Consider the following 20,362-nt stretch of genomic DNA (forward strand, 5'->3'; position numbering starts at 1 on the left):
TGGACCGCCGGGCCGGTCACCGAAGGGTTCCCGGAGGAGCTCGGTTTCTGTGTGAGCACGGAGGGCGTGCCTTCCTACGACTACCGGTACCGGCAGTTCGGGACCGACCTGGACACCGGCGCCGTGCAGCTGACCGTCGTGGCGGACACGGCCGCCCTGGCCAAGGCCCTGGCGAAGCACTACGACGACCTGATCCGCACCTGTGCCGAGCGCGTCGAGAAGGCCGACCCGGACGTCGAGGCCGAGGGCCGCAACTACGGCAAGCTGCCGGTCGAGGAGGGTGCCCGCGTCCGCGGTCTGCACACCGAGACCTCCTGGGGCGCCAACGACATCTCCCTGATGTCCGTCGGCCGGGACGGCAGGACCGTCACCGTCGTGCGGTGGGGGCAGATGGGCGGCTTCGACGACGCCCCCGTGGCCGCCTTCAAGAAGACGACGACGACCGCCGTCAACAAGCTGTACTGACGGGCGGGCACCGGAAAGGACCGGGGCCGTCCTCCGCCACGGGGGTGGGGAGGACGGCCCCGTACCGGTCGGTGCCCCGGGAAAACCGTCGTACTTCGGCCAACTTCACCCGAGTGACGCGCACCCGGCCCGGCCGCGCCGACTCCCCGCCGGGTACGCACGGATCGGCAGCCGCCGGTCGGCCCATCGTCCGATCTCCGGCGGTCAGGATCCGCCCGGGGCCCCGGACCGGCTACCCTCTTGTCCCCCTCCCCCTTTCCGCCGCACTGCTCAGCGGTCCTCCACCCGCGCCCGCGGCGGCCTCGGCGTGGCCGAACACCTGGTCGTTGACGATCCGGCATGACTGCCGCGTGCCCGACGGGGCATGGATCCCCGTGAACGTGTTCGAGCAGGAGGGGAACCGACATCGGCGCGCGGGCGGGGGTCATGGAGAGGCAGGCACGAGGAGGCGGTCCCATAGCGATCGGGGCCTTCCCGGCGAAGACGGTGGGGGACGGGACCGACGACGTCAGGGAGCAGGCACCGGCGCCTCAGCTGAGACGCAGACTGGGCAGGTCGGACCTGCGAGCCGTGCCGGAGGCCCGCAGGGCCCTGCGGGAGCTGCTCGGGCAGTGGGGAAGGCCGGGGCGGTCCGACATCTCCGACGTGGCGGAGCTGCTCACCAGCGAGCTCGTCACCAACGCGATCGTGCACACCGATCACGACGCGGTCCTGACGGCCACCGTCGGACCCCGCGGACTGCACGTGGAGGTGCGGGACTTCGTGGCCCGCAGGCCCCGGCCGCGGAGGCCGGTCGCCGACGACGGCACCGGCGGCAGGGGTCTGTTCCTGGTGGAGACCCTCGCGGACGCCTGGGGCGTCCGGCCGCACGGCGTGGGCAAGGCCGTCTGGTTCGAGCTGGAGGCCGGGGCGGCCTGACAGCCGAGGGGGCGCGGCCCGCAGGCCACGCCCCCTCGCCGTACCGGTGCGGCTCGGCTAGCCGAACTGCTGCTCCAGGTCCTTGAGCTTGCGCTCCAGGGAGTCCAGCCGGGGCAGCGCCATGGTGTCGTCCTCCGCGGTGAGGTCGACGGTCACGGGGTCACTCCCTTTGCGGACGGGCTGCAGGGAGGGACGCGAGCGGACGGGCAGTTGCTCCGGCCCGGATATGGCAGGCTCCGCGGTGACCTGCGAGGAGCCGCGCTCCACCTGGACGTCCAGCTGCCGGCCGCCGCCGCGGCCGAGGTAGCCGCGGTGACCGCGGCTGATCGCCTTCAACTGGGCGCGCTCCACGCGCTGCTGGTCGCGGCGCCGCTGCCGCTCGGCGTCCTTCTTGCGCTTGTCCTCGCGCACCTCGTCGACCGCCTCGTCGAGGCTGCGCACACCCTCCAGCAGCATCAGCGACCAGGCCTTGTAGGTCTCCCGGGGGGCCCGCAGCCAGCGCACGATACGGATCTGCGGCAGCGGGCGCGGCACCAGACCCTGCTCGCGCAGGGCGGCCCGGCGGGTCTGCTTCAGCGCGCGGTCGAACAGCACCGCAGCGGAGAGGGACATGCCGGCGAAGAAGTGGGGAGCGCCGTCGTGGCCGACGCCCCGGGGCGCGTGCACCCAGTTGAACCAGGCGGCGGCGAGCGCGAACGTCCAGACCAGTATCCGGGAGCCGAGCGCCGCGTCACCGTGGCTGGCCTCGCGCACCGCGAGCACGGAGCAGAACATCGCCGCGCCGTCCAGGCCGAACGGGACGAGGTACTGCCAGCCGCCGGTCAGGCCGAGGTTCTGCTCGCCGAAGCCGACCAGGCCGTGGAAGGAGAGCGCGGCGGCGACGGCCGCGCAGCAGAACAGCAGGACATAGGAAACAGTGCCGTAGATCGCTTCCTTGCGTCTGCGGCGCTCCTCGCTGCGCTCCCAGGAGTCGTCCGCGCTCGTGTCCTTGACCGAGGAGCGCTTGCCGCGCGCGAGCACCGCCACCGCCGCCAGCATGCCCAGGAGAAGCACGGCGCCCGGAAGCAGCCAGTTCAGCGATATGTCGGTCAGTCTCATGTGGGTGGTCCCTTGCATGGGGATAGGGCGTAACGCCCGCCATAGTGGCCCAATCCCACCGGCCCTCAGGGGGTTTCGGGGCAAGAGGCCGCCAAGGAAGTGCAAGGGGATGCCCAGGGCGGCGTTCTGCTCGAACTGCCGCTTGAGGGGCGGGAGTTGAGTTCGAACAAGACTACCCTTACGAGTGGTTCTCCGGAAAGTTCCCGTGACTCGTGAGGAAGTTGTGAAGCGCCGGTGGGCGTGCGGGTTTCCGGTTCCGTGATGATCCTACGGGACGCCGGGAGGGGGCGCCGCCCGACGGTGCGTCAACTGGCCGTGGCCAGCAGCCTGCTGACCCGGTCAGCGTCGCAGGTGCGCGGGCAGGTGGCGCAGGTGTCCTCGGGGCGCAGGGTGTAGAACATGCAGCAGCTCGCCCGGTCCCGGGTGCGCAGCGGTTCGCCGCCCGGGCCGGTCAGCTCGCGGAACGCGGCCGTGCCGACGTATGGCTTGGTCGCGCCCGGCAGGAGCAGCTCCAGTTCGCGCATCGCGCGCCGCTCCTCCAGTTCGCCGAACAGCTGCCCGACGTACCACAGGCCCTCGACGATCTCGTCGGTCGCCATGCCCCACAGGGCCCGGCCCCGGCGCCGCATCCGCGGGCCGAAACCGGTCAGGACCGGCTCCAGGTGCTCGGCGACCGCCGACCGCACCTCCGCGCGCAGGGCCTCCTCGTCCGCCACGACCCGGGCGCCGGGCAGCGCGGCGGCCTCGTCGCCGGGCAGGCAGGCGAAGCCGCCCGGGCGGACGGCGAGGTGACCGAGGGCGTGTGCGGGGTCGGTGCGGTCGTACGCGACGTGCGTCACGGGGTAGCGGGGGACGCGGCGGTGCAGGAACCACGGCACGGTGATCAGCAGGCAGGCGGGCCAGGCGTAGCGGTGCAGGCCGAAGCTGGCGACGACGTCGGGGCGGGCCGGCCGGTCGTAGTCCCGCTGGATCTGGGCCTCGTCCCAGGCCAGGTAGGCGTCCAGGCCCGGGCCCGCGGCGGCCAGGTCGGCTGCGGCGGTCCAGCCGCCGCCGCGCGGGGTCTCCTCCCCGGGGGCGAGCTCGGTGACGGTCAGTCCGGGGAGGACCTCGGCCAGGCGGGCGTAGGCACCGGAGACGGCCGAACGGGTCGCGGGCATGTGATCACCGATCCGTGTCTGTAGACGGTCCCTCGCGGGCGGGTCCTGAAGGTAAGGCTTACCTTACCGAAGATCGCCGGGATTTGAACTGGCGGCCGGTGCGCTTATCGTGCTTGACGGACGAGTAACAACCCGTCGTAATGACCCCAAGTACCGATACGTCCGGAGGAGGACCCGTGAAGCAGGGTGCGCAGGGCTCCGCCGGGACGGGAATCCCGCAGGTCCGCGCGGACGCCACCGGGCAGACCCGGGTGCCGCGGCAGGCGGGGTCCGGGGCCGGGGCGGTGCGCGGGGAGCACACGCACTCCGAGCCGCCCGCGCCGCGGGTGCGGCCGGTCGTGCAGCGGGCCTCGGTGCGCGGGCAGATCCTCGACGCGCTGCGCGCCGCCCTGGTGGCCGGGGACCTCCGGCCCGGGGAGGTGTACTCGGCGCCGGTGCTGGGGGAGCGCTTCGGGGTGTCGGCGACGCCGGTGCGCGAGGCGATGCAGCAGCTGGCGCTGGAGGGCGCGGTCGAGGTGGTGCCCAACCGCGGGTTCCGCGTGGTGGAGCGGGGGGCGCGGGAGCTGGCCGAACTGGCCGAGGTCCGGGCGCTGATCGAGGTGCCGGTGATGCTGCGGCTGGCCCGGACGGTGCCCGCCGAGCGGTGGGCCGAACTGCGCCCGCTGGCGGAGGCCACGGTCCGCGCGGCGTCCTCCGGGTGCCGGGCGACCTACGCGGAGTCCGACCGGGGCTTCCACCGGGCGGTGCTGTCCCTGTCCGGGAACCGGCAACTGGTGCGGATCGCGGAGGACCTGCACCGCCGGGCGCAGTGGCCGCTGGTCGGGGGCGGACCGGGGTCGCGGGGCCGCGCGGACCTGGTCGCGGACGCGCACGAGCACACGGCGCTGCTGGACGCGCTGATCGCACGGGACCTGGACGTGGTGCGGGCGCTGGTGGGCGAGCACTTCACGGGGGCCGTCGCCTGACGGTGGGGTGGTGGGTCGGGGCCGCGCCGGGGGTGTCCGTCCTCAAAACGGCGCGAGGGGGTCGGACGCCGGCTGACTGTCCGCCGACGCGTCAACCGCTGCGGGCGGTCACCCGCCGACACGGCCCCTTCCGGCCGTCGGCGGGTGCGGGTCCGCTCGGCCGCGGGCGGCGCGGGCGGGCTCCGCAGGGTTGCGGACCCACCCGGCCTCGGCGACGACGCCGGACCGCTGTCAAGCCGTCGCCGCCGGGGGTACCGAGGGCAGGTGGCGTGCGAGCCACGTCGGCACACCGCCCAGCAGCCGGTGCAGCCGTCGCGCCTCCGCCCGCAGCCGGGACGCCTCCGGTTCCGTCTCCGTGTCGGCCAGGGACACCAGCGCCGGTGCCGTGCCCACGAGATAGCCCAGTTCCTCGCGGATGCGGAGGGACTCGGTGAAGCCGTGCCGGGCCTCCGCCAACTCGCCGTCGCGCAAGGCGAGTCCGGCCAGGTGGCGCCAGGTGAAGGAGAGCAGCAGCGGGTCGGCGTGGGCCGTGGCGCCCGCGTGGGCGCGCCGGTACGCGGCCCGGGCGGCCTGGGGCGCGCTCGTCAGGTTCTCCGCCAGCAGGCCCCGGCGGAAGTCCAGCAGGGCACGGGCCGGAGCCCCCGGAGGGATGAGCGCCGCAGCCCGGCCCAGCGCGGCCCGGGCCTCGTCGGCACGGTCCCGGACCGCCAGCAGGGTCGCCGCGTAGGCCAAGTACCCGCGTTCACAAGCGGCCGCGCCGCGCTCGTCGTCGCTGTGGGCGAGGGCCTCGGCCGTGCGCAGCGCGTCCTCGGCCTCCTCCCATCCCTGCTCGGTGTACAGACACCGCTCGACCAGCAGGGACGCGCGCTGCAGCGCCGTCGCCGGGGTGGCGGGCAGCAGCAGCGCGGCCGCGTCGGCCCAGCACCCGCGGGAGCGCAGCCGCCATACCGCGGTCTGGAGGGGATCGTCACCGGCGGTCGTTCCGTTACCAGACATGGCGGTATGCGCCACGTTGCCCTCCCCGAGCACGCCATCGAGCTGTTGAGTGGTGGCGGCATCTCAGCACGAATCGCGGGGCCGGGCCAAGAGGGTGGGTGAAGGATTTCACAAAGTCGTGGGACTCCGGGGCGCCCCGGGTTTGGGGCGGGAGACCCCCGTGTCTCAGCTCATCCGCAGGGCCAGGAAGAAGTCCAGCTTGTCCTCCAGCCGCGACAGGTCACGACTCGTCAACTGCTCGATACGCCCCACCCGGTAGCGCAACGTGTTGACGTGCAGGTGCAGCCGGGTGGCGCAGCGGGTCCAGGAGCCGTCGCAGTCGAGGAAGGCCTCCAGCGTCGGGATCAGCTCGGCGCGGTGGCGGCGGTCGTAGTCGCGCAGGGGGTCCAGCAGGCGGGCCGTGAAGGCGCGGCGGACGTCGTCCGGGACGAAGGGGAGCAGCAGGACGTGGGAGGCCAGTTCCTGGTGGCCGGCCGCGCAGACCCGGCCCGGGCGGGCCGCGGCGACGCGCCGGGCGTGGCGGGCCTCCTCCAGGGCGCCGCGCAGGCCCTCCGCCGAGTGCACGGCGGCGCTGACGCCGAGGGTGAGGCGGCCGTCGTCGTCCAGGCCGGCCGTGAGGGGGGACCGCACCGACTCCAGCAGCGCGTCCGCGAGGACGCCGGTCTGCGAGCCGTCGTGCTCCGCGGAGACGGCCGGGAGGGGGACCAGGGCTATGGCCTCGTCGCCGGTGTGCGCGACCGCGATGCGGTCGGAGTGCTCGGGGCCGGGCCACTGGGGGTACCCCCTGCTCGAACTGCCCGGGGCAGGGTCGACGAGGATCTCCTCCAGGAGGGCCTGCGCGACCGGGCCCGTCTCGGTCTCGGCGCCGTCCCAGTCGACGCGGGCCACCACGACCTGCCAGTGCGGCGCCGAGCCGAGGCCCGGCAGCAGCACGGGAGCGGCCACGCGCAGACGGGCGGCGATCTCGGTGGGGGCCGCGCCCGTCTGGACCAGTTCCAGGACCTCCTGGGCGAGACGGCGGCGCACCGTGCGGGCCGCGTCCCGGCGGTCCCGCTCGACCGCGATCAGCTGCGTCACGCCGTGCAGCAGGTCCAGGCGCTCCTCGGCCCAGTCCCCGGCGTCCGCCTCGACCGCCAGCAGCCAGTCGGACAGCACGGTCTCCCGGACGTCCCGGGCGCTCTGCCCGGAGCGGCCCGCCGAGCGGACCGGGAAGAGCGAGTAGGTGGTGGAGCCCAGGATGACGCGGTGGGGGCCGCGGCGGCCGGTGCGGGTGGCGGACAGCTGCTCCGCCGCGAGACGGGCGCAGGTCTCGGCGGGCAGGGCCGGGCCCGCGGCCTTGGAGCCCGCGATGAGGCGACCGGTGGGGGAGAGCACCCAGGCCCGCAGGTCCAGGTCCGAGCCGAGCAGGTCGAGCACGACGTCCGGGCCGCCGCCCGCCGGGCCCGACGTCATCATCCGGCGGTGGCGGTCGACCACCGCCGCGAGGTCTCCGGCCCGCTCGCCGGAGACCTGCCGTACGACGTGTTCGGTGATCGTCGCGAAGGCCACCGACTCGTGCACCGCGAAGAGCGGCAGGCGGTGGCGGGCGCAGGCCACGACCAGGTCCTCCGGAACGTCGCCCAGCTCGGCCTCACCCGCGGCCAGGGCCGCCACCCCGGCCTGGACCAGGATGCGCACGAACGGCTCCGAGTCCGCGGCGTCCCGGCGCCAGGCCAGGCCGGTGAGGACCAGCTCGCCGCCCGAGAGGTAGCGGCTCGGGTCGCGCAGGTCGGTGGTCATCACGCCGCGCACGGCGCGGTCCAGCTCGTCCTCGCCGCCGAGCAGCTTGAGGCCCAGCGCGTCCGTGTCCAGCAGTGCGCGCAGCCGCATTCTCGTCGCCGCCGTTCTTGTCTCGAAATCTATGGTCGATCTTGATGGGGTCGGAGGGAACGCCTGTTCGTCGGGCTGGTGAGCGTCGCTCGCCGTCCCCTGAGCCGTGTCCCGGCTGTGTCCCAGGTCACGCGGTCGTGTCGCGTGTTTCCACAGGTGAACGAGGAGGTTTCCGATGGCCTCCGTTCATACGAATCTACAAGATGCCTGTCCTGGCCAGCCAACTCCTTCATGGTTTCCGTGACTGACCCGTCGGAGTACCGGGCTGTGTACTGAGACCACGACGCGTGAACAGCACATGAACGAGCCGGGACCGCCGCACACGGATTGGCTCAAACCGAACGCTCCACGAGAAGACGAAGAAGAGAGCCGGTCATGGACTTCCTTCGCCCCGCCAGCTGGGAGGAGGCGCTCGCCGCGAAAGCCGAGCACCCCACCGCTGTGCCGATTGCGGGTGGCACCGACGTGATGGTCGAGATCAACTTCGACCACCGCCGGCCCGAGTACCTCATGGACCTGAACCGCATCGGCGACCTCTGCGAGTGGGAGGTCGGCGAGGAGAGCGTGCGGCTGGGTGCCTCCGTGCCCTACACGAAGATCATGGAGAACCTCCGCGCCGAGCTGCCGGGTCTCGCCCTCGCCTCGCACACGGTCGCCTCTCCGCAGATCCGCAACCGCGGCGGCGTCGGCGGCAACCTCGGCACCGCCTCCCCGGCCGGCGACGCCCACCCCGCCCTGCTCGCCGCGGGCGCCGAGGTGGAGGTCGAGTCGGTGCGCGGGACCCGCCTCATCCCGATCGACGCGTTCTACACGGGCGTGAAGCGCAACGCGCTCCAGCCCGACGAGCTGATCCGCGCCGTGCACATCAAGAAGGCCGACGGACCCCAGCAGTTCTCCAAGGTCGGCACCCGCAACGCCATGGTCATCGCCGTGTGCGCCTTCGGACTGGCGCTGCACCCCGCAACCCGCACCGTGCGCACCGGCATCGGCTCCGCCGCCCCGACGCCCGTACGGGCCAAGGCCGCCGAGGAGTTCCTGAACGCCGCGCTGGAGGAGGGCGGCTTCTGGGACAACGGCAAGATCATCACCCCGTCGGTCGCCAAGCAGTTCGCGGACCTGTGCTCCGCCGCCTGCAACCCGATCGACGACGTCCGGGGCACCGCGAGCTACCGCCGCCACGCGGTCGGCGTCATGGCCCGCCGCACGCTGACCTGGACCTGGGAGTCCTACCGCGGCGCCCGCCGCGCTTCAAAGGGAGCTGCGTAATGCGTGTCAACTTCACGGTCAACGGCCGTCCGCAGGAAGCCGACGACGTCTGGGAGGGCGAGTCCCTGCTCTACGTGCTGCGGGAGCGGCTCGGGCTTCCCGGTTCCAAGAACGCCTGCGAGCAGGGCGAGTGCGGCTCGTGCACGGTCCGCCTGGACGGCGTGCCGGTGTGCTCGTGCCTGGTCGCCGCCGGGCAGGCGGAGGGCCGCGAGGTCATCACCGTCGAGGGCCTCGCCGAGTACGCCAGGCAGCGCGCCGAGGGCGGCTGCGCCTCCGGGGCGTGCGGCACCGGGCTGCAGGACGCCCAGGGGTGGCAGGCCAAGGGCACCGACTCGCAGACCGGCGAGGGCACGGAACTCTCCCCGATCCAGCAGGCGTTCATCGACGCCGGCGCCGTCCAGTGCGGTTTCTGCACGCCCGGTCTGCTGGTCGCCGCCGACGAGATGCTGGAGCGCAACCCCAACCCGACCGACGCGGACATCCGCGAGGCCCTCTCGGGCAACCTGTGCCGCTGCACCGGCTACGAGAAGATCATGGACGCGGTCCGCCTGGCGGCCGCCCGGCAGTCAGAGGCGGTCTGATCATGTCTTCCCCCAGCGGAACCCCCACCACGATCACGCAGGGCTCGCAGACCAAGGGCGGCATCGGCGAGTCCACGCTCCGCCCGGACGGCACCCTCAAGGTCACCGGCGAGTTCGCGTACTCCTCCGACATGTGGCACGAGGACATGCTGTGGGGGCAGATCCTGCGCTCCACGGTCGCTCACGCCGAGATCGTCTCCATCGACACCGGCGAGGCGCTGGCGACGCCGGGCGTCTACGCCGTGCTGACCTACGACGACCTGCCGACCGACGTGAAGAACTACGGCCTGGAGATCCAGGACACCCCGGTCCTCGCCCACGGCAAGGTCCGCCATCACGGTGAGCCGGTCGCCCTCGTCGCCGCCGACCACCCCGAGACCGCGCGCCGTGCCGCCGCGAAGATCAAGGTGGAGTACAGGGAGCTGCCCGTCGTCACCGACGAGGCCTCCGCGACCGCACCGGACGCGATCCTCGTCCACGAGAACCGCGACGACCACCACGCCGGCCATGTCCCGCACCCCAACATCGTGCACCGCCAGCCGATCGTGCGCGGCGACGTGACCGAGGCCCGCAGGCGGGCCGACGTGATCGTCGAGGGCGAGTACACCTTCGGCATGCAGGACCAGGCCTTCCTCGGCCCCGAGTCCGGCCTCGCCGTGCCGGAGGAGGACGGCGGCGTCCACCTCTACATCGCCACCCAGTGGCTGCACAGCGACCTGCGCCAGATCGCCCCCGTGCTCGGCCTGCCCGAGGACAAGGTGCGCATGACGCTGTCCGGCGTCGGCGGCGCCTTCGGCGGCCGCGAGGACCTGTCGATGCAGATCCACGCCTGCCTGCTGGCGCTGCGCACCGGCAAGCCCGTCAAGATCGTCTACAACCGGTTCGAGTCCTTCTTCGGGCACGTCCACCGCCACCCCGCGAAGCTGTACTACGAGCACGGGGCCACCAGGGACGGCAAGCTCACCCACATGAAGTGCCGGATCGTCCTGGACGGCGGCGCCTACGCCTCCGCCTCCCCGGCGGTCGTCGGCAACGCCTCCTCCCTGTCCGCCGGCCCGTACGTCATCGACCACGTGGACATCGAGGCCATCGCCCTCTACACCAACAACCCGCCCTGCGGCGCCATGCGCGGCTTCGGCGCGGTCCAGGCGTGCTTCGCCTACGAGGCGCAGATGGACAAGCTCGCCGCGGAACTCGGCATGGACCCGGTGGAGTTCCGCCGGCTCAACGCCATGGAGCAGGGCACGCTCATGCCCACCGGGCAGCCCGTCGACTCCCCGGCCCCCGTGGCCGAACTGCTGCGCCGCGTCAAGGCGATGCCGATGCCGCCGGAGCGCCAGTGGGAGTCCAGCGAGGGCGCCGACGTACGGCAGCTGCCGGGCGGCCTGTCCAACACCACGCACGGCGAGGGCGTCGTCCGCGGGGTCGGCTACGCGGTCGGCATCAAGAACGTCGGCTTCTCCGAGGGGTTCGACGACTACTCCACCGCCAGGGTCCGCATGGAGGTCCTGGGCGGGGAACCGGTGGCGACCGTGCACACGGCCATGGCGGAGGTCGGCCAGGGCGGGGTCACCGTCCACGCGCAGATCGCCCGCACCGAACTGGGCGTCACGCAGGTGACCATCCACCCGGCCGACACCCGCGTCGGCAGCGCCGGTTCGACGTCGGCCTCGCGGCAGACCTACGTCACCGGCGGCGCGGTGAAGAACGCCTGCGAACTCGTCCGCGAGAAGGTGCTGGAGATCGGCCGCCGCAGGTTCGGCTCGTACCATCCCGCCTGGGCGACGGCCGAACTGGTCCTGGAGGGCGGCAAGGTCGTCACCGACGGCGGCGAGGTCCTCGCCGACCTGGCCGACGTCCTCGAGGACGAGGCCGTGGAGGTCGAGGAGGAGTGGCGGCACCGGCCGACCGAGCCCTTCGACCTGCGCACCGGCCAGGGCAACGGGCACGTGCAGTACTCCTTCGCCGCGCACCGCGCCGTCGTGGAGGTCGACACCGAGCTGGGCCTGGTGAAGGTGATCGAGCTGGCCTGCGCCCAGGACGTCGGCAAGGCGCTCAACCCGCTCTCCGTGATCGGCCAGATCCAGGGCGGCACGACCCAGGGCCTGGGCGTCGCGGTCATGGAGGAGATCGTCGTCGACCCGAAGACGGCGAAGGTCAAGAACCCCTCCTTCACCGACTACCTGATCCCCACCATCCTCGACACGCCGACCATCCCCGTCGACGTGCTCGAACTCGCCGACGAGCACGCCCCCTACGGGCTGCGCGGCGTCGGCGAGGCACCCACCCTGTCGTCCACCCCGGCCGTGCTCGCGGCGATCCGCGCGGCGACCGGGCTGGAGCTGAACAGGACGCCGGTCCGCCCCGAGCACCTGACCGGCACCGCGTGAGAGCTCTCCGGGCGGCGCACCGGAACGTCACATCCCGCGCCGCCCGGAGGACCGGGCACCGCACCGCTCGCGGTCCCGGAAAGCCGACTGATCGTTCGTCTCGGGCCGTCCCCCGGGTCGTGCGGCCGAAGCACCTTCCCAAATCCCGTACGTCGTCACGACGAGCCGCGGGTGCCCCTATGAACCTTGGGAGTAGGCCCACATGACCCAGCAGTCCGTAGAGCCGAGGACCACAGCCGACGACGCGGGCGAAGGCACCCGCGTCCCGGCCGGGCGGTCCTGGCTCGACCGGTACTTCCACATATCCCACAGAGGGTCCACGGTCGCCCGCGAAGTGCGCGGCGGCATCACGACCTTCATGGCGATGGCGTACATCCTCCTGCTCAACCCCCTGATCCTGTCCGGCAGGGACGCGGCCGGCGACACGCTCGCCCAGCGGGGACTGATCACCGCGACCGCGTTCGCGGCGGCCCTCACCACCCTGCTGATGGGCTTCGTCGGCAAGGTGCCCCTCGCCCTCGCCGCGGGCCTGTCCGTCTCCGGGGTCCTCGCCTCCCAGGTCGCGCCCGAGATGACCTGGCCACAGGCGATGGGCATGTGCGTGATGTACGGCGTCGTCATCATGCTGCTGGTGGTCACCGGCCTGCGCGAGATGATCATGAACGCGATCCCGCTCGCGCTCAAACACGGCATCACCATGGGTATCGGCCTGTTCATCGCCCTCATCGGCTTCTACAAGTCCGGCTTCGTGCACCAGGGCGAGGCCACCCCGGTCACGCTCGGACCGGCGGGGGAACTCGCCGGCTGGCCGGTCCTGCTCTTCGCCGCCACCCTGCTGCTGATCTTCATGCTGCAGGCCCGGAACGTCCCGGGCGCCATCCTCATCGGCATCGTCGGCGGCACGGTCGTCGCCGCGGTGCTCAACGCCGCCGGCGTCATCGACCCCAAGCAGTGGGCGGGCGGTGCCCCCGAACTCCACGGGAGCGCCGTGTCCATGCCCGATTTCTCGCTCTTCGGCGACGTCGAGTTCGGCGGCTGGGGCGAGGTCGGCGCGATGACCGTCGGCATGATCGTCTTCACGCTGGTGCTGGCCGGGTTCTTCGACGCGATGGCCACCATCATCGGCGTCGGCACCGAGGCGAAACTCGCCGACGACAAGGGCCGGATGCCGGGCCTGTCCAAGGCGCTGTTCATCGACGGGGCCGGCGGTGCGATCGGCGGTGTGGCGGGCGGCTCCGGCCAGACGGTGTTCATCGAGTCCGCGACCGGCGTCGGCGAGGGCGCCCGCACCGGCCTCGCCTCCGTCGTCACCGGACTGTTCTTCGCGGCCTGCCTGTTCTTCACCCCGCTCACCGCGATCGTGCCGTCGGAGGTCGCCGCCGCCGCCCTCGTCGTCATCGGCGCGATGATGCTGATGAACGCCCGGCACGTGGACTGGGCCGACCGCGCCACCGCCGTCCCGGTGTTCCTGACGGTCGTGCTGATGCCGTTCACGTACACCATCACCACCGGTGTCGCCGCGGGCGTCATCTCCTACGTCGCCCTCAAGACCGCCCAGGGCAAGTGGCGCGAGATCGGCGCCTTCATGTGGATCCTCACGGCGGTGTTCCTCGTGTACTTCGCCCTCAACCCGATCGAGAGCTGGCTCGGCGTCCACTGACGCCCCGCCGCGGCCGTAAGGAGACCGAGACAGATGCTGGACATCGCCGAGGAGCTCAACCGGTGGGTCGAGCAGGGCCGTGACTTCGCCGTGGCCACCGTGGTGGCCGTCGGCGGCAGCGCGCCCCGGCAGCCCGGCGCCGCGCTCGCGGTGGACGCCGACGGCACCGCGCTCGGCTCCGTCTCCGGCGGCTGCGTGGAGGGCGCGGTCTACGAGCTGTGCGCGCAGGCGCTGCGGGACGGCGGGACCGTCCTGGAACGCTTCGGCTACAGCGACGACGACGCCTTCGCCGTGGGCCTGACCTGCGGCGGCGTCATCGACATCCTGGTCACTCCGGTACGGGCCGCCGATGCGGTCCGCCCGGTGGCCGGGGCCGCGCTCGCCGCCGCCGCGCGAGGGGAGGCGGCGGCGGTGGCGCGGATCGTGTCGGGCCCGCCCGAGCTGACGGGCCGGGCCCTGCTGGTCCGGCCCGACGGCTCCCGGTACGGCGGTTTCGGCGCCCATCCGGAGCTGGACCGCACGGTCGCCGCCGAGGCGGGCGCCTTCCTCGACGCCGGGCGCACCGGCACTCTGGAGATCGGAGAGCAGGGCTCTCGCTGCGGAGCACCGCTCACGGTCCTGATCGAGTCCTCGGTCCCCGCGCCCCGCATGATCGTGTTCGGCGCGATCGACTTCGCCTCCGCCCTGGTCCGCGTCGGCAAGTTCCTCGGCTACCACGTCACGGTGTGCGACGCCCGCCCCGTCTTCGCGACCCGGGCGCGCTTCCCCGAGGCCGACGAGATCGTCGTCGACTGGCCCCACCGCTACCTGGAGCGCACGAACGTCGACGCCCGCACGGTCCTGTGCGTGCTGACCCACGACGCCAAGTTCGACGTCCCGCTGCTGAAGCTCGCGCTGCGGCTGCCGGTGGCGTACGTCGGCGCCATGGGCTCCCGGCACACCCACCTGGACCGCAACGCCCGCCTGCGGGAAGTCGGCGTCAGCGACGTGGAGTTGAGCCGCCTGCACTCGCCGATCGGGCTGGACCTCGGCGCGCGTACGCCCGAGGAGACGGCCCTGTCGATCGCGGCGGAGATCGTCGCGGGGCGGCGCGGCGGGAGCGGGGCGCCGCTGACCGGCGCCCACACCCCGATCCACCATGAGCCCCGCCCGGTCGCGGCGGGGCGGCGGATCGGGTCGGTCGCCTGAGCGTCCCCGCCGGGGCGGCGTACCGGGGCCTCCAGCGGCGGGAACGGTTCCCGCTCACCGCGGATCCGGACCGGTCACCGCGGATCCGGACCGGTCCGGGCGACGGCACGGCGACGGAACGGCGCGGCGCACGGCGGCCGCCCGCCTCCTCGACGGTGCGCGGGGCGCCCCCGAGCCCCGACGACGACGGTCACCGCCGGCCGCGGGCGGGCGCACCCGCAGGTCAAGCCCGGCCGCGGCACGGTCCAGCGGAACCCGCCATCAGGACGCCGTCGAGCGGGGGATCGCCGAGGGGGAGGGCGACGTCCAGCCGGGCTCGGCCTCCGCTTCGTGACCGCGCATGCCTCCACGGCCGCCGGCTCCGGCCCGGTTGCCCGGGACGAAGGCCGCGCCCCGGGTCAGGGGCGGCGCAGCAGCCGGTTCAGCGTCCGGCCGAAGACGTACCGCGCCGAACGCCGCACCACGCCGTCGAGGAGCGGCGGCAGGAAGCGGAGCCGGATCTCCTCCCGCCACACCACCCGGGTGCGCCCGCCCGGCCCCGGCCGCACCTCCAGTTCGGCCCAGCCGAGGACCACGCGCCCGCGCTTCTCCAGCCGGCAGATCCCCGGACCCCCGTCCCCCGGCGGCTGCCAGAGCGTGACCTCCATGGGGTCGTCGAAGGCGAGTGGCCCGATGCCCGAGCGGGCCACGACGCGTGTGCCTTCGCGGGTCGGGCCGGGCGGGACCACCCGGACCACGGTCAGCGGCACGGTGTCACCGTGCCGGGGCCACGCCGTGATCCGGCGCCACGCCTCGTCGAGGGGGAGCGGGGCCGTGCGCTGGAGCTCGATGTTCGCCACGGCACGATCGTAAGGAACCCGCGACGCCCGCCGTCCCGCCCGCGCCCCGTTCACCCGCCCGGCCCACGCGATGGACGCCCGGCCCGGGGCGGCCAGGGGGACTTCCCGGATGGGCTGCGGCACGTGTTCTCCCTTCGGCGCCCTCGCACCCGCCCCGCGATCGCGGGTGCCCGCAACCGCCTTTCCCGGCGGCCCGTCACCGGTACACGGCCCCCGGCTCCGCCTTTCCCGGCGCCAGCAGCTGCGGCACCGTCACGAAGACGTAGCCGCGTTCCTTGAGCGCGTCGATGATCCCGGGCACGGCCGGCACCGTGCCGTCGTAGATGTCGTGCAGCAGGATGATCCCGTCCCGGGACGCCTGGTCGAGGACGCGGCGGGCGATCAGCTCCGAGTCGGTGGTCGTGTAGTCCTTCGCGGTCACGGTCCACAGCACCTCGGACAGGCCGAGTTCGCGGCAGATCTCGTGCACGGTGTCGTTGGTGCGGCCCTGCGGCGGGCGCATCAGGGTGGGGCGGCGGCCGGTGAGGCGCTCTATCTCCCGGTTCGGGCGCTGCAGTTCCTCGCGTATCTCCTCGGGCGCCAGGCCGGTCAGGATCTTGTGGTCCCAGGTGTGGCTTGCCACCTCGTGGCCCTCGTCGGCCATCCGCCGCACCAGCTCCGGGTACTTCTCGATGTGCCGTTCGCCCAGCAGGAAGAAGGTCGCCGGGACCTGCTTCTCCCCGAGGATGTCCAGCAGGCGCGCGGAGTGTTCGCTCGGCCCGGCGTCGAAGGTGAGCGCGATGCACTTGGCCTCGCGGCAGTCCACGGTGCCGAACCGGGCCGCCTGGGCGCCGGCGGCCGGCTCGGCCCGGACGGCGCTGGGGGCGGTGGTGTCGAGCCCCGAGCAGCCGCTCAGGGCGAGGGTGAGGACGGCGGCCGCCGCGAGCGTTCTCGCCGTTCGGAACGCGGTCCCCGTTTTCTTCATCTTCTTGGTCAGAGAAGGCATGCCGGGACTATACACAGCATGTATACATACCGTTCATAGTGCTCGGGTCCGCCCCGGATGGCCCCGCAGCGCTACTCGGGCCGACAAATAGGTGCTTTGGTCAGAAGTAGGCATCAATTGTTCAAGTCAGCTCACGCACGGCACCCGCCAGCACCGAAGTCCTCCACACTCGCGCGGGAGGGAGCACCCGGTTCATGCGCATCCTCGGTATCCACACGTCTTCCTCCGCCCGGCCCGTCAAGGCCGTGCTGTTCGACCGCGACGGCACGCTCGTCGAGGACGTCCCCTACAACGGCGACCCCGGCCTGGTCCGCCCCGTCGACGGGGCCCGCGAGGCGCTCGCCCGCCTGCGCGAGGCCGGCATCGCCACCGGAGTCGTCACCAACCAGTCCGGCGTCGCGCGCGGCCTGCTCACCGAGGCCGACGTCCGCCGCGTCAACCACCGCGTGGACGAGCTCCTCGGCCCCTTCGACGTGTTCGCCGTCTGCCCGCACGGCCCCGAGGACGGCTGCCGGTGCCGCAAGCCGCGGCCCGGCATGGTGCTGTGGGCGGCCGGACGCCTGTGCACCCACCCCGCCGACCTCGTCGTCATCGGCGACATCGGCGCCGACGTGGAGGCCGCCCGCCGGGCCGGAGCGCACGGCATCCTCGTCCCCACCGCGCAGACCCGTCCCGAGGAGACCGCGGCGGCCGACCACGTCGCCCCCGACCTGAGCACCGCCGTCCGCGCGGTGCTCGACGGAGTGCCGCGGGGCCGCGTCCTGGTCGACGAACGGCCCGTCCGGGAGGCCTTCGCCTCCGGCCCCGGACCGGGGAGGTGCCGGTGAAAGCCCTCGTGACCCGCCTCGACAGCTTCGGGGACGTGCTGCTCGCCGGACCGGCGATCCGCGCGGTCGCCGCCCGTGCCGACACCGTCACCCTGCTGTGCGGACCCCGCGGCGCCCCCGCCGCCCGGCTGCTCCCCGGCGTCGACGGCATCCTCGTGTGGGACGCGCCCTGGGTGGGCTTCGCACCTCCGCCCGTCGGCCGCGGCGAGGTCGACCAGCTCATCGACACGATCGACGCCGACACGGCGCTGATCCTCACCTCCTTCCACCAGTCGCCGCTGCCCGCCGCCCTGCTGCTGCGGCTGGCCGGTGTCGGCTTCATCGCCGCCGACAGCGAGGACTACCCCGGCTCCCTGCTCGACGTGCGCCACCACCGCGCCCCGCACGCCCACGAGGCCGAGGCCGGCCTCGACCTCGCCGAGGCCGCCGGTTTCCCGCCGGTCGACGACGGCCTCCTGCGGGTGCTCCCGCCACCCCCGACCGCCGGGCTCACCGGCCCCGGCCCCTACGTCGTCGTGCATCCCGGCGCCAGCGTCCCCGCCCGCGCCTGGAGCCCCGGGCGCTGCGCCGAGGCGGTGCGCGAACTGGCCGCCGCCGGACACCGGGTGGTGGTCACCGGCGGTGCGGGCGAGAGCGACCTGACCGCGTTCGTCGCGGGCGAGCAGGCCCTCGACCTCGGTGGCCGCACCGGCGCTGCGGAACTGTCCGGCGTCCTCGCGGGCGCCGACGCCGTCGTCACCGGCAACACCGGCCCCGCCCACCTCGCCGCCGCCGTCGGCACCCCCGTCGTGTCCCTGTTCGCGCCGGTGGTCCCCGCCGAACGCTGGCGGCCGTACGGCGTCCCGCACGTGCTGCTCGGCGACCAGGACGCGCCCTGCGCGGACAGCAGGGCCCGGGAGTGCCCCCTGCCCGGCCATCCGTGCCTGGACACCGTCACCGCGCAGGACGTGGTCACCGCCGTCGAGAAGCTGCGGGGGGAGAGATGAGGTCGCCGACCCGCCGCACGCGCGTGTGACCGGCGAGCGAGCCCGGTCGGTGGCGCTCTGCCCGCCCCCGGCCCCTACCCCGACGGCCGCTCGTCGACGGCCCTGCTGGAGCGGGCGGCGGAAGGAGCACGATGACCCACCCGATGAACCGGGCCACGGGGGCGCACACCGAGGACCCGCGGCAGTCTGCTGCCATGACACCGGACCCCTCACACGTCACGGCAGCCGGCACGGCTCCTGACACGGCGCGCGGCACGGCATCCGACCCGGCTCCCGGCACGGCGTCCGACTCGGCACGCGGCGGGGCTCCCGGTGCGGCATCCGGCCCGGCTCCCGGCACGGCACGGGGCACGGCAGCCGCTCCGGCGCGGAGCCCTGGCACGGCACCCGACCCCGCACCCGACGCGACGCCGCCCCGCCTTCTCGTTCTGCGCGCGCTGGGACTCGGTGACCTGCTCGCCGGCGTGCCCGCCCTGCGCGCGCTGCGGCGGGCGTACCCCCGGCACGAACTCGTGCTGGCCGCGCCCGCCGGGCTCGAACCGGTCGCCGCGGCGACGGGCGCCGTGGACCGGCTGCTGCCCGCCGCCGCCCCGGGGCGTGCGGTACCGCGGTCGCTCGACTGGAGCGGACCGCCCCCGGACGTCGCCGTCGACCTGCACGGCAACGGCCCGCCCAGCCACCGGCTGCTGATGGCGCTGCGCCCGCTGAGGCTGCTCGCCTTCGCCCACCCCGGCACCCCCGAGGTCGACGGCCCGCCCTGGTACCCGGAGGAACACGAGCGCGACCGCTGGTGCCGGCTGCTCGGGGCCTACGGCATCGACGCCGACCCCGGCGACGTGCACCTGCCCCGCCCGGACACGGCCACCCCGGCGCCCGGCGCGGTCGTGCTGCACCCGGGAGCCGGATCACCGGCCCGCTGCTGGCCCGTGGAGCGCTACGCCGCCGTCGCGACGGAGCTGCGCGCCCGGGGCTTCAGGGTCGTCGTCACCGGCGGCGCCGACGAGGGCGACCTCGTGGCCCGGCTCGCCAAGCAGGCCGGGCTGCCCGACACGGACGTCTTCGGCGGCGGCCTGCCCTACGACCGGCTGGCCGCGCTCGTCGCCGGCGCGCAGGTCGTCATCAGCGGCGACACCGGCATCGCCCACCTCGCGGTCGCCCATGCGACGCGCTCGGTCACCCTGTTCGGCCCGGTGGCGCCGAGCCGCTGGGGCCCGCCGCCCGACCCGCGTCACCGCGCGCTGTGGTACGGCCCCGAGGGAGACCCGCACGGCAGCCGGACCGACCCCGCGCTGCTGCGCATCACCCCCGCCGACGTCCTGGACGCCGTCGCCGCACTGCCCGGCATCCGGCACCCGTGAGGGGGGAGGGAGACCGCACCTTGCCCGCCCCTCGACCCCGCTCGCGCCCCCGGGCGCTCAGCCGCCGCACCACCGGCACATCAGCCGGAACCCGGCGAACAGCGTCACGGGCCACAGGGCGGCGAACGCCCAGATGACGGCGGGCTCGGAGGTCACCATCCCGGCCACCATGAGACCCGTAGACACCGCGAACAGCAGCGCCACGGTCAGGACGCGGGGACGGTAGGCGGCCACCCGGGACAGCAGCCGGGCGGGGGCGGGGCGGCGGCTCGGCCGCCGCAGGGTGCGCATCCGGCGGTCGAGACGGCGGTCGCGGCGCAGGGCGCGTTCCAGCTCGTCGAGGATGCGCTGCTCGTGGTCGGGGAGTCGGCCGATGGACACGCGGTTCTCCTTCCGGGCGGCCGGACCGTGAGTCCTCCCGGGGGACGTGCGGCGGGGGCATGCGACGGAGGACGACAAGCGGGTGCCCCGTGAGGTCCGGGAGTTAACCGGGGACCGGCCGCGCCAGCGCCTCGACGAGCCGGCGGTCCGCGTTGTCCGGCACGGCGCCCTCGCGGAACCCGTCCCGGATCTGCCGCGCGGTCACCCGCCCACCGGTCAGGCACCAGTCCCACCAGCGGTCCAGCCGCCGCGCCTCCAGCCGCTCGGCCGGCACCAGCGCGGGCCAGCCGCAGGCCGGGCCTGTGCGGTCAGCCTGGCTCCGCCGGAGACCGGGTCGACGGCCAGTACCGGGGTGCCGACCCGCAGCGCGATCACGAGGCCGTGCAGCCGGTCGGTGACCACGAGGTCCAGCCGGGCCAGCACGGACTGCAAC

General features: G+C 73.9%; 18 protein-coding genes and 1 pseudogene. 11 read left to right on the forward strand and 8 right to left on the reverse strand.

Annotated features, from left to right (window positions below):
- Together RIN80_RS11750 and RIN80_RS11755 are read left to right on the forward strand one after the other, a co-directional pair.
- The coding region (locus RIN80_RS11750; RefSeq protein ID WP_309095500.1) for a hypothetical protein at window positions 1–465 on the forward strand (465 nt) is incomplete at its 5' end.
- 426 nt (window positions 466–891) lie between these two features.
- Entirely contained in the window at window positions 892–1,383 is a 492-nt protein-coding gene (locus tag RIN80_RS11755; protein WP_309095501.1) for an ATP-binding protein, read from the forward strand.
- A gap of 57 nt (window positions 1,384–1,440) precedes the next feature.
- Here RIN80_RS11755 and RIN80_RS11760 read toward each other — a convergent pair whose 3' ends face one another.
- Together RIN80_RS11760 and RIN80_RS11765 are read right to left on the reverse strand one after the other, a co-directional pair.
- Window positions 1,441–2,481 carry a DUF2637 domain-containing protein gene (locus RIN80_RS11760; protein WP_309095502.1) on the reverse strand — a complete coding sequence of 347 codons (1,041 nt, stop codon included), beginning with the start codon at window positions 2,479–2,481 and terminating at the stop codon, window positions 1,441–1,443.
- Between the two features lie 305 nt (window positions 2,482–2,786).
- On the reverse strand, window positions 2,787–3,638 hold the full coding sequence (locus RIN80_RS11765) for a (2Fe-2S)-binding protein (RefSeq protein WP_309095503.1): 852 nt from the start codon (window positions 3,636–3,638) through the stop codon (window positions 2,787–2,789).
- A gap of 176 nt (window positions 3,639–3,814) precedes the next feature.
- Here RIN80_RS11765 and RIN80_RS11770 point away from each other — a divergent pair, with 176 nt between their 5' ends.
- A complete protein-coding gene (locus RIN80_RS11770) occupies window positions 3,815–4,603 on the forward strand; it encodes a GntR family transcriptional regulator (protein ID WP_309095504.1) in 789 nt (262 codons plus the stop codon).
- A gap of 231 nt (window positions 4,604–4,834) precedes the next feature.
- Here RIN80_RS11770 and RIN80_RS11775 read toward each other — a convergent pair whose 3' ends face one another.
- Window positions 4,835–5,614, reverse strand: a complete 780-nt coding sequence (locus RIN80_RS11775; protein WP_309095505.1) for a hypothetical protein — start codon at window positions 5,612–5,614, stop codon at window positions 4,835–4,837.
- 150 nt (window positions 5,615–5,764) lie between these two features.
- Window positions 5,765–7,468: a PucR family transcriptional regulator ligand-binding domain-containing protein gene (locus RIN80_RS11780; protein ID WP_309095506.1), complete on the reverse strand. Its 1,704-nt coding sequence runs from the start codon at window positions 7,466–7,468 to the stop codon at window positions 5,765–5,767.
- A 375-nt stretch (window positions 7,469–7,843) separates the two neighbouring features.
- On the opposite strand from RIN80_RS11780, the gene RIN80_RS11785 reads away from it, so the two are divergent.
- The 5 genes from RIN80_RS11785 to RIN80_RS11805 all read left to right on the forward strand — a co-directional run bounded on the left by RIN80_RS11785 (window position 7,844) and on the right by RIN80_RS11805 (window position 14,553).
- On the forward strand, window positions 7,844–8,734 hold the full coding sequence (locus RIN80_RS11785) for a xanthine dehydrogenase family protein subunit M (protein ID WP_309095507.1): 891 nt from the start codon (window positions 7,844–7,846) through the stop codon (window positions 8,732–8,734).
- Window positions 8,734–9,315, forward strand: coding sequence for a 2Fe-2S iron-sulfur cluster-binding protein (locus RIN80_RS11790; RefSeq protein WP_309095508.1), 582 nt, complete (start codon window positions 8,734–8,736; stop codon window positions 9,313–9,315). Before RIN80_RS11785 ends, RIN80_RS11790 begins: the two co-directional genes overlap by 1 nt.
- A gap of 2 nt (window positions 9,316–9,317) precedes the next feature.
- Complete coding sequence (locus RIN80_RS11795; RefSeq protein ID WP_309095509.1) at window positions 9,318–11,705, forward strand: molybdopterin cofactor-binding domain-containing protein; 2,388 nt, start codon at window positions 9,318–9,320, stop codon at window positions 11,703–11,705.
- A 202-nt stretch (window positions 11,706–11,907) separates the two neighbouring features.
- Window positions 11,908–13,365, forward strand: coding sequence for an NCS2 family permease (locus tag RIN80_RS11800; RefSeq protein ID WP_309095510.1), 1,458 nt, complete (start codon window positions 11,908–11,910; stop codon window positions 13,363–13,365).
- A gap of 33 nt (window positions 13,366–13,398) precedes the next feature.
- A complete protein-coding gene (locus tag RIN80_RS11805; RefSeq protein WP_309095511.1) occupies window positions 13,399–14,553 on the forward strand; it encodes an XdhC family protein in 1,155 nt (384 codons plus the stop codon).
- A 398-nt stretch (window positions 14,554–14,951) separates the two neighbouring features.
- Here the strand turns inward: RIN80_RS11805 and RIN80_RS11810 are convergent, their stop codons facing one another.
- Together RIN80_RS11810 and RIN80_RS11815 are read right to left on the reverse strand one after the other, a co-directional pair.
- Window positions 14,952–15,392: an SRPBCC family protein gene (locus RIN80_RS11810; RefSeq protein ID WP_309095512.1), complete on the reverse strand. Its 441-nt coding sequence runs from the start codon at window positions 15,390–15,392 to the stop codon at window positions 14,952–14,954.
- A 196-nt stretch (window positions 15,393–15,588) separates the two neighbouring features.
- Window positions 15,589–16,377 carry a polysaccharide deacetylase family protein gene (locus RIN80_RS11815; protein WP_375141669.1) on the reverse strand — a complete coding sequence of 263 codons (789 nt, stop codon included), beginning with the start codon at window positions 16,375–16,377 and terminating at the stop codon, window positions 15,589–15,591.
- A gap of 194 nt (window positions 16,378–16,571) precedes the next feature.
- On the opposite strand from RIN80_RS11815, the gene RIN80_RS11820 reads away from it, so the two are divergent.
- The 3 genes from RIN80_RS11820 (at window position 16,572) to RIN80_RS11830 (ending at window position 19,548) form a co-directional block, all read left to right on the forward strand.
- The gene (locus RIN80_RS11820) at window positions 16,572–17,204 is read left to right on the forward strand and encodes an HAD family hydrolase (protein WP_309095513.1); all 633 of its coding nucleotides are present in this window, start codon (window positions 16,572–16,574) and stop codon (window positions 17,202–17,204) included.
- Window positions 17,201–18,190 (forward strand): glycosyltransferase family 9 protein, encoded by a 990-nt coding sequence (locus tag RIN80_RS11825; RefSeq protein WP_309095514.1) that lies wholly within the window; start codon window positions 17,201–17,203, stop codon window positions 18,188–18,190. The genes RIN80_RS11820 and RIN80_RS11825 overlap by 4 nt, the downstream gene beginning before the upstream one ends.
- Window positions 18,191–18,384: 194 nt before the next feature.
- Window positions 18,385–19,548 (forward strand): glycosyltransferase family 9 protein, encoded by a 1,164-nt coding sequence (locus RIN80_RS11830; protein WP_375141671.1) that lies wholly within the window; start codon window positions 18,385–18,387, stop codon window positions 19,546–19,548.
- 57 nt (window positions 19,549–19,605) lie between these two features.
- On the opposite strand, the gene RIN80_RS11835 is transcribed toward RIN80_RS11830, so the two are convergent.
- Together RIN80_RS11835 and RIN80_RS11840 are read right to left on the reverse strand one after the other, a co-directional pair.
- A complete protein-coding gene (locus RIN80_RS11835) occupies window positions 19,606–19,929 on the reverse strand; it encodes a DUF3040 domain-containing protein (RefSeq protein ID WP_309095515.1) in 324 nt (107 codons plus the stop codon).
- Between the two features lie 103 nt (window positions 19,930–20,032).
- A pseudogene (locus RIN80_RS11840) lies at window positions 20,033–20,362 on the reverse strand (polysaccharide pyruvyl transferase family protein); the annotation flags it as partial.

This window comes from Streptomyces sp. (genome assembly GCF_031181705.1).
GTDB lineage: Bacteria > Actinomycetota > Actinomycetes > Streptomycetales > Streptomycetaceae > Streptomyces.

Coding starts and splice junctions, on each gene's coding strand:
- RIN80_RS11755 (WP_309095501.1), top strand. CDS start 892: ATGGAGAGGCAGGCACGAGGAGGCGGTCCCATAGCGATCGGGGCCTTC.
- RIN80_RS11760 (WP_309095502.1), bottom strand. CDS start 2,481: ATGAGACTGACCGACATATCGCTGAACTGGCTGCTTCCGGGCGCCGTG.
- RIN80_RS11765 (WP_309095503.1), bottom strand. CDS start 3,638: ATGCCCGCGACCCGTTCGGCCGTCTCCGGTGCCTACGCCCGCCTGGCC.
- RIN80_RS11780 (WP_309095506.1), bottom strand. CDS start 7,468: ATGCGGCTGCGCGCACTGCTGGACACGGACGCGCTGGGCCTCAAGCTG.
- RIN80_RS11785 (WP_309095507.1), top strand. CDS start 7,844: ATGGACTTCCTTCGCCCCGCCAGCTGGGAGGAGGCGCTCGCCGCGAAA.
- RIN80_RS11790 (WP_309095508.1), top strand. CDS start 8,734: ATGCGTGTCAACTTCACGGTCAACGGCCGTCCGCAGGAAGCCGACGAC.
- RIN80_RS11795 (WP_309095509.1), top strand. CDS start 9,318: ATGTCTTCCCCCAGCGGAACCCCCACCACGATCACGCAGGGCTCGCAG.
- RIN80_RS11800 (WP_309095510.1), top strand. CDS start 11,908: ATGACCCAGCAGTCCGTAGAGCCGAGGACCACAGCCGACGACGCGGGC.
- RIN80_RS11805 (WP_309095511.1), top strand. CDS start 13,399: ATGCTGGACATCGCCGAGGAGCTCAACCGGTGGGTCGAGCAGGGCCGT.
- RIN80_RS11815 (WP_375141669.1), bottom strand. CDS start 16,377: ATGCCTTCTCTGACCAAGAAGATGAAGAAAACGGGGACCGCGTTCCGA.
- RIN80_RS11820 (WP_309095513.1), top strand. CDS start 16,572: ATGCGCATCCTCGGTATCCACACGTCTTCCTCCGCCCGGCCCGTCAAG.
- RIN80_RS11830 (WP_375141671.1), top strand. CDS start 18,385: ATGACACCGGACCCCTCACACGTCACGGCAGCCGGCACGGCTCCTGAC.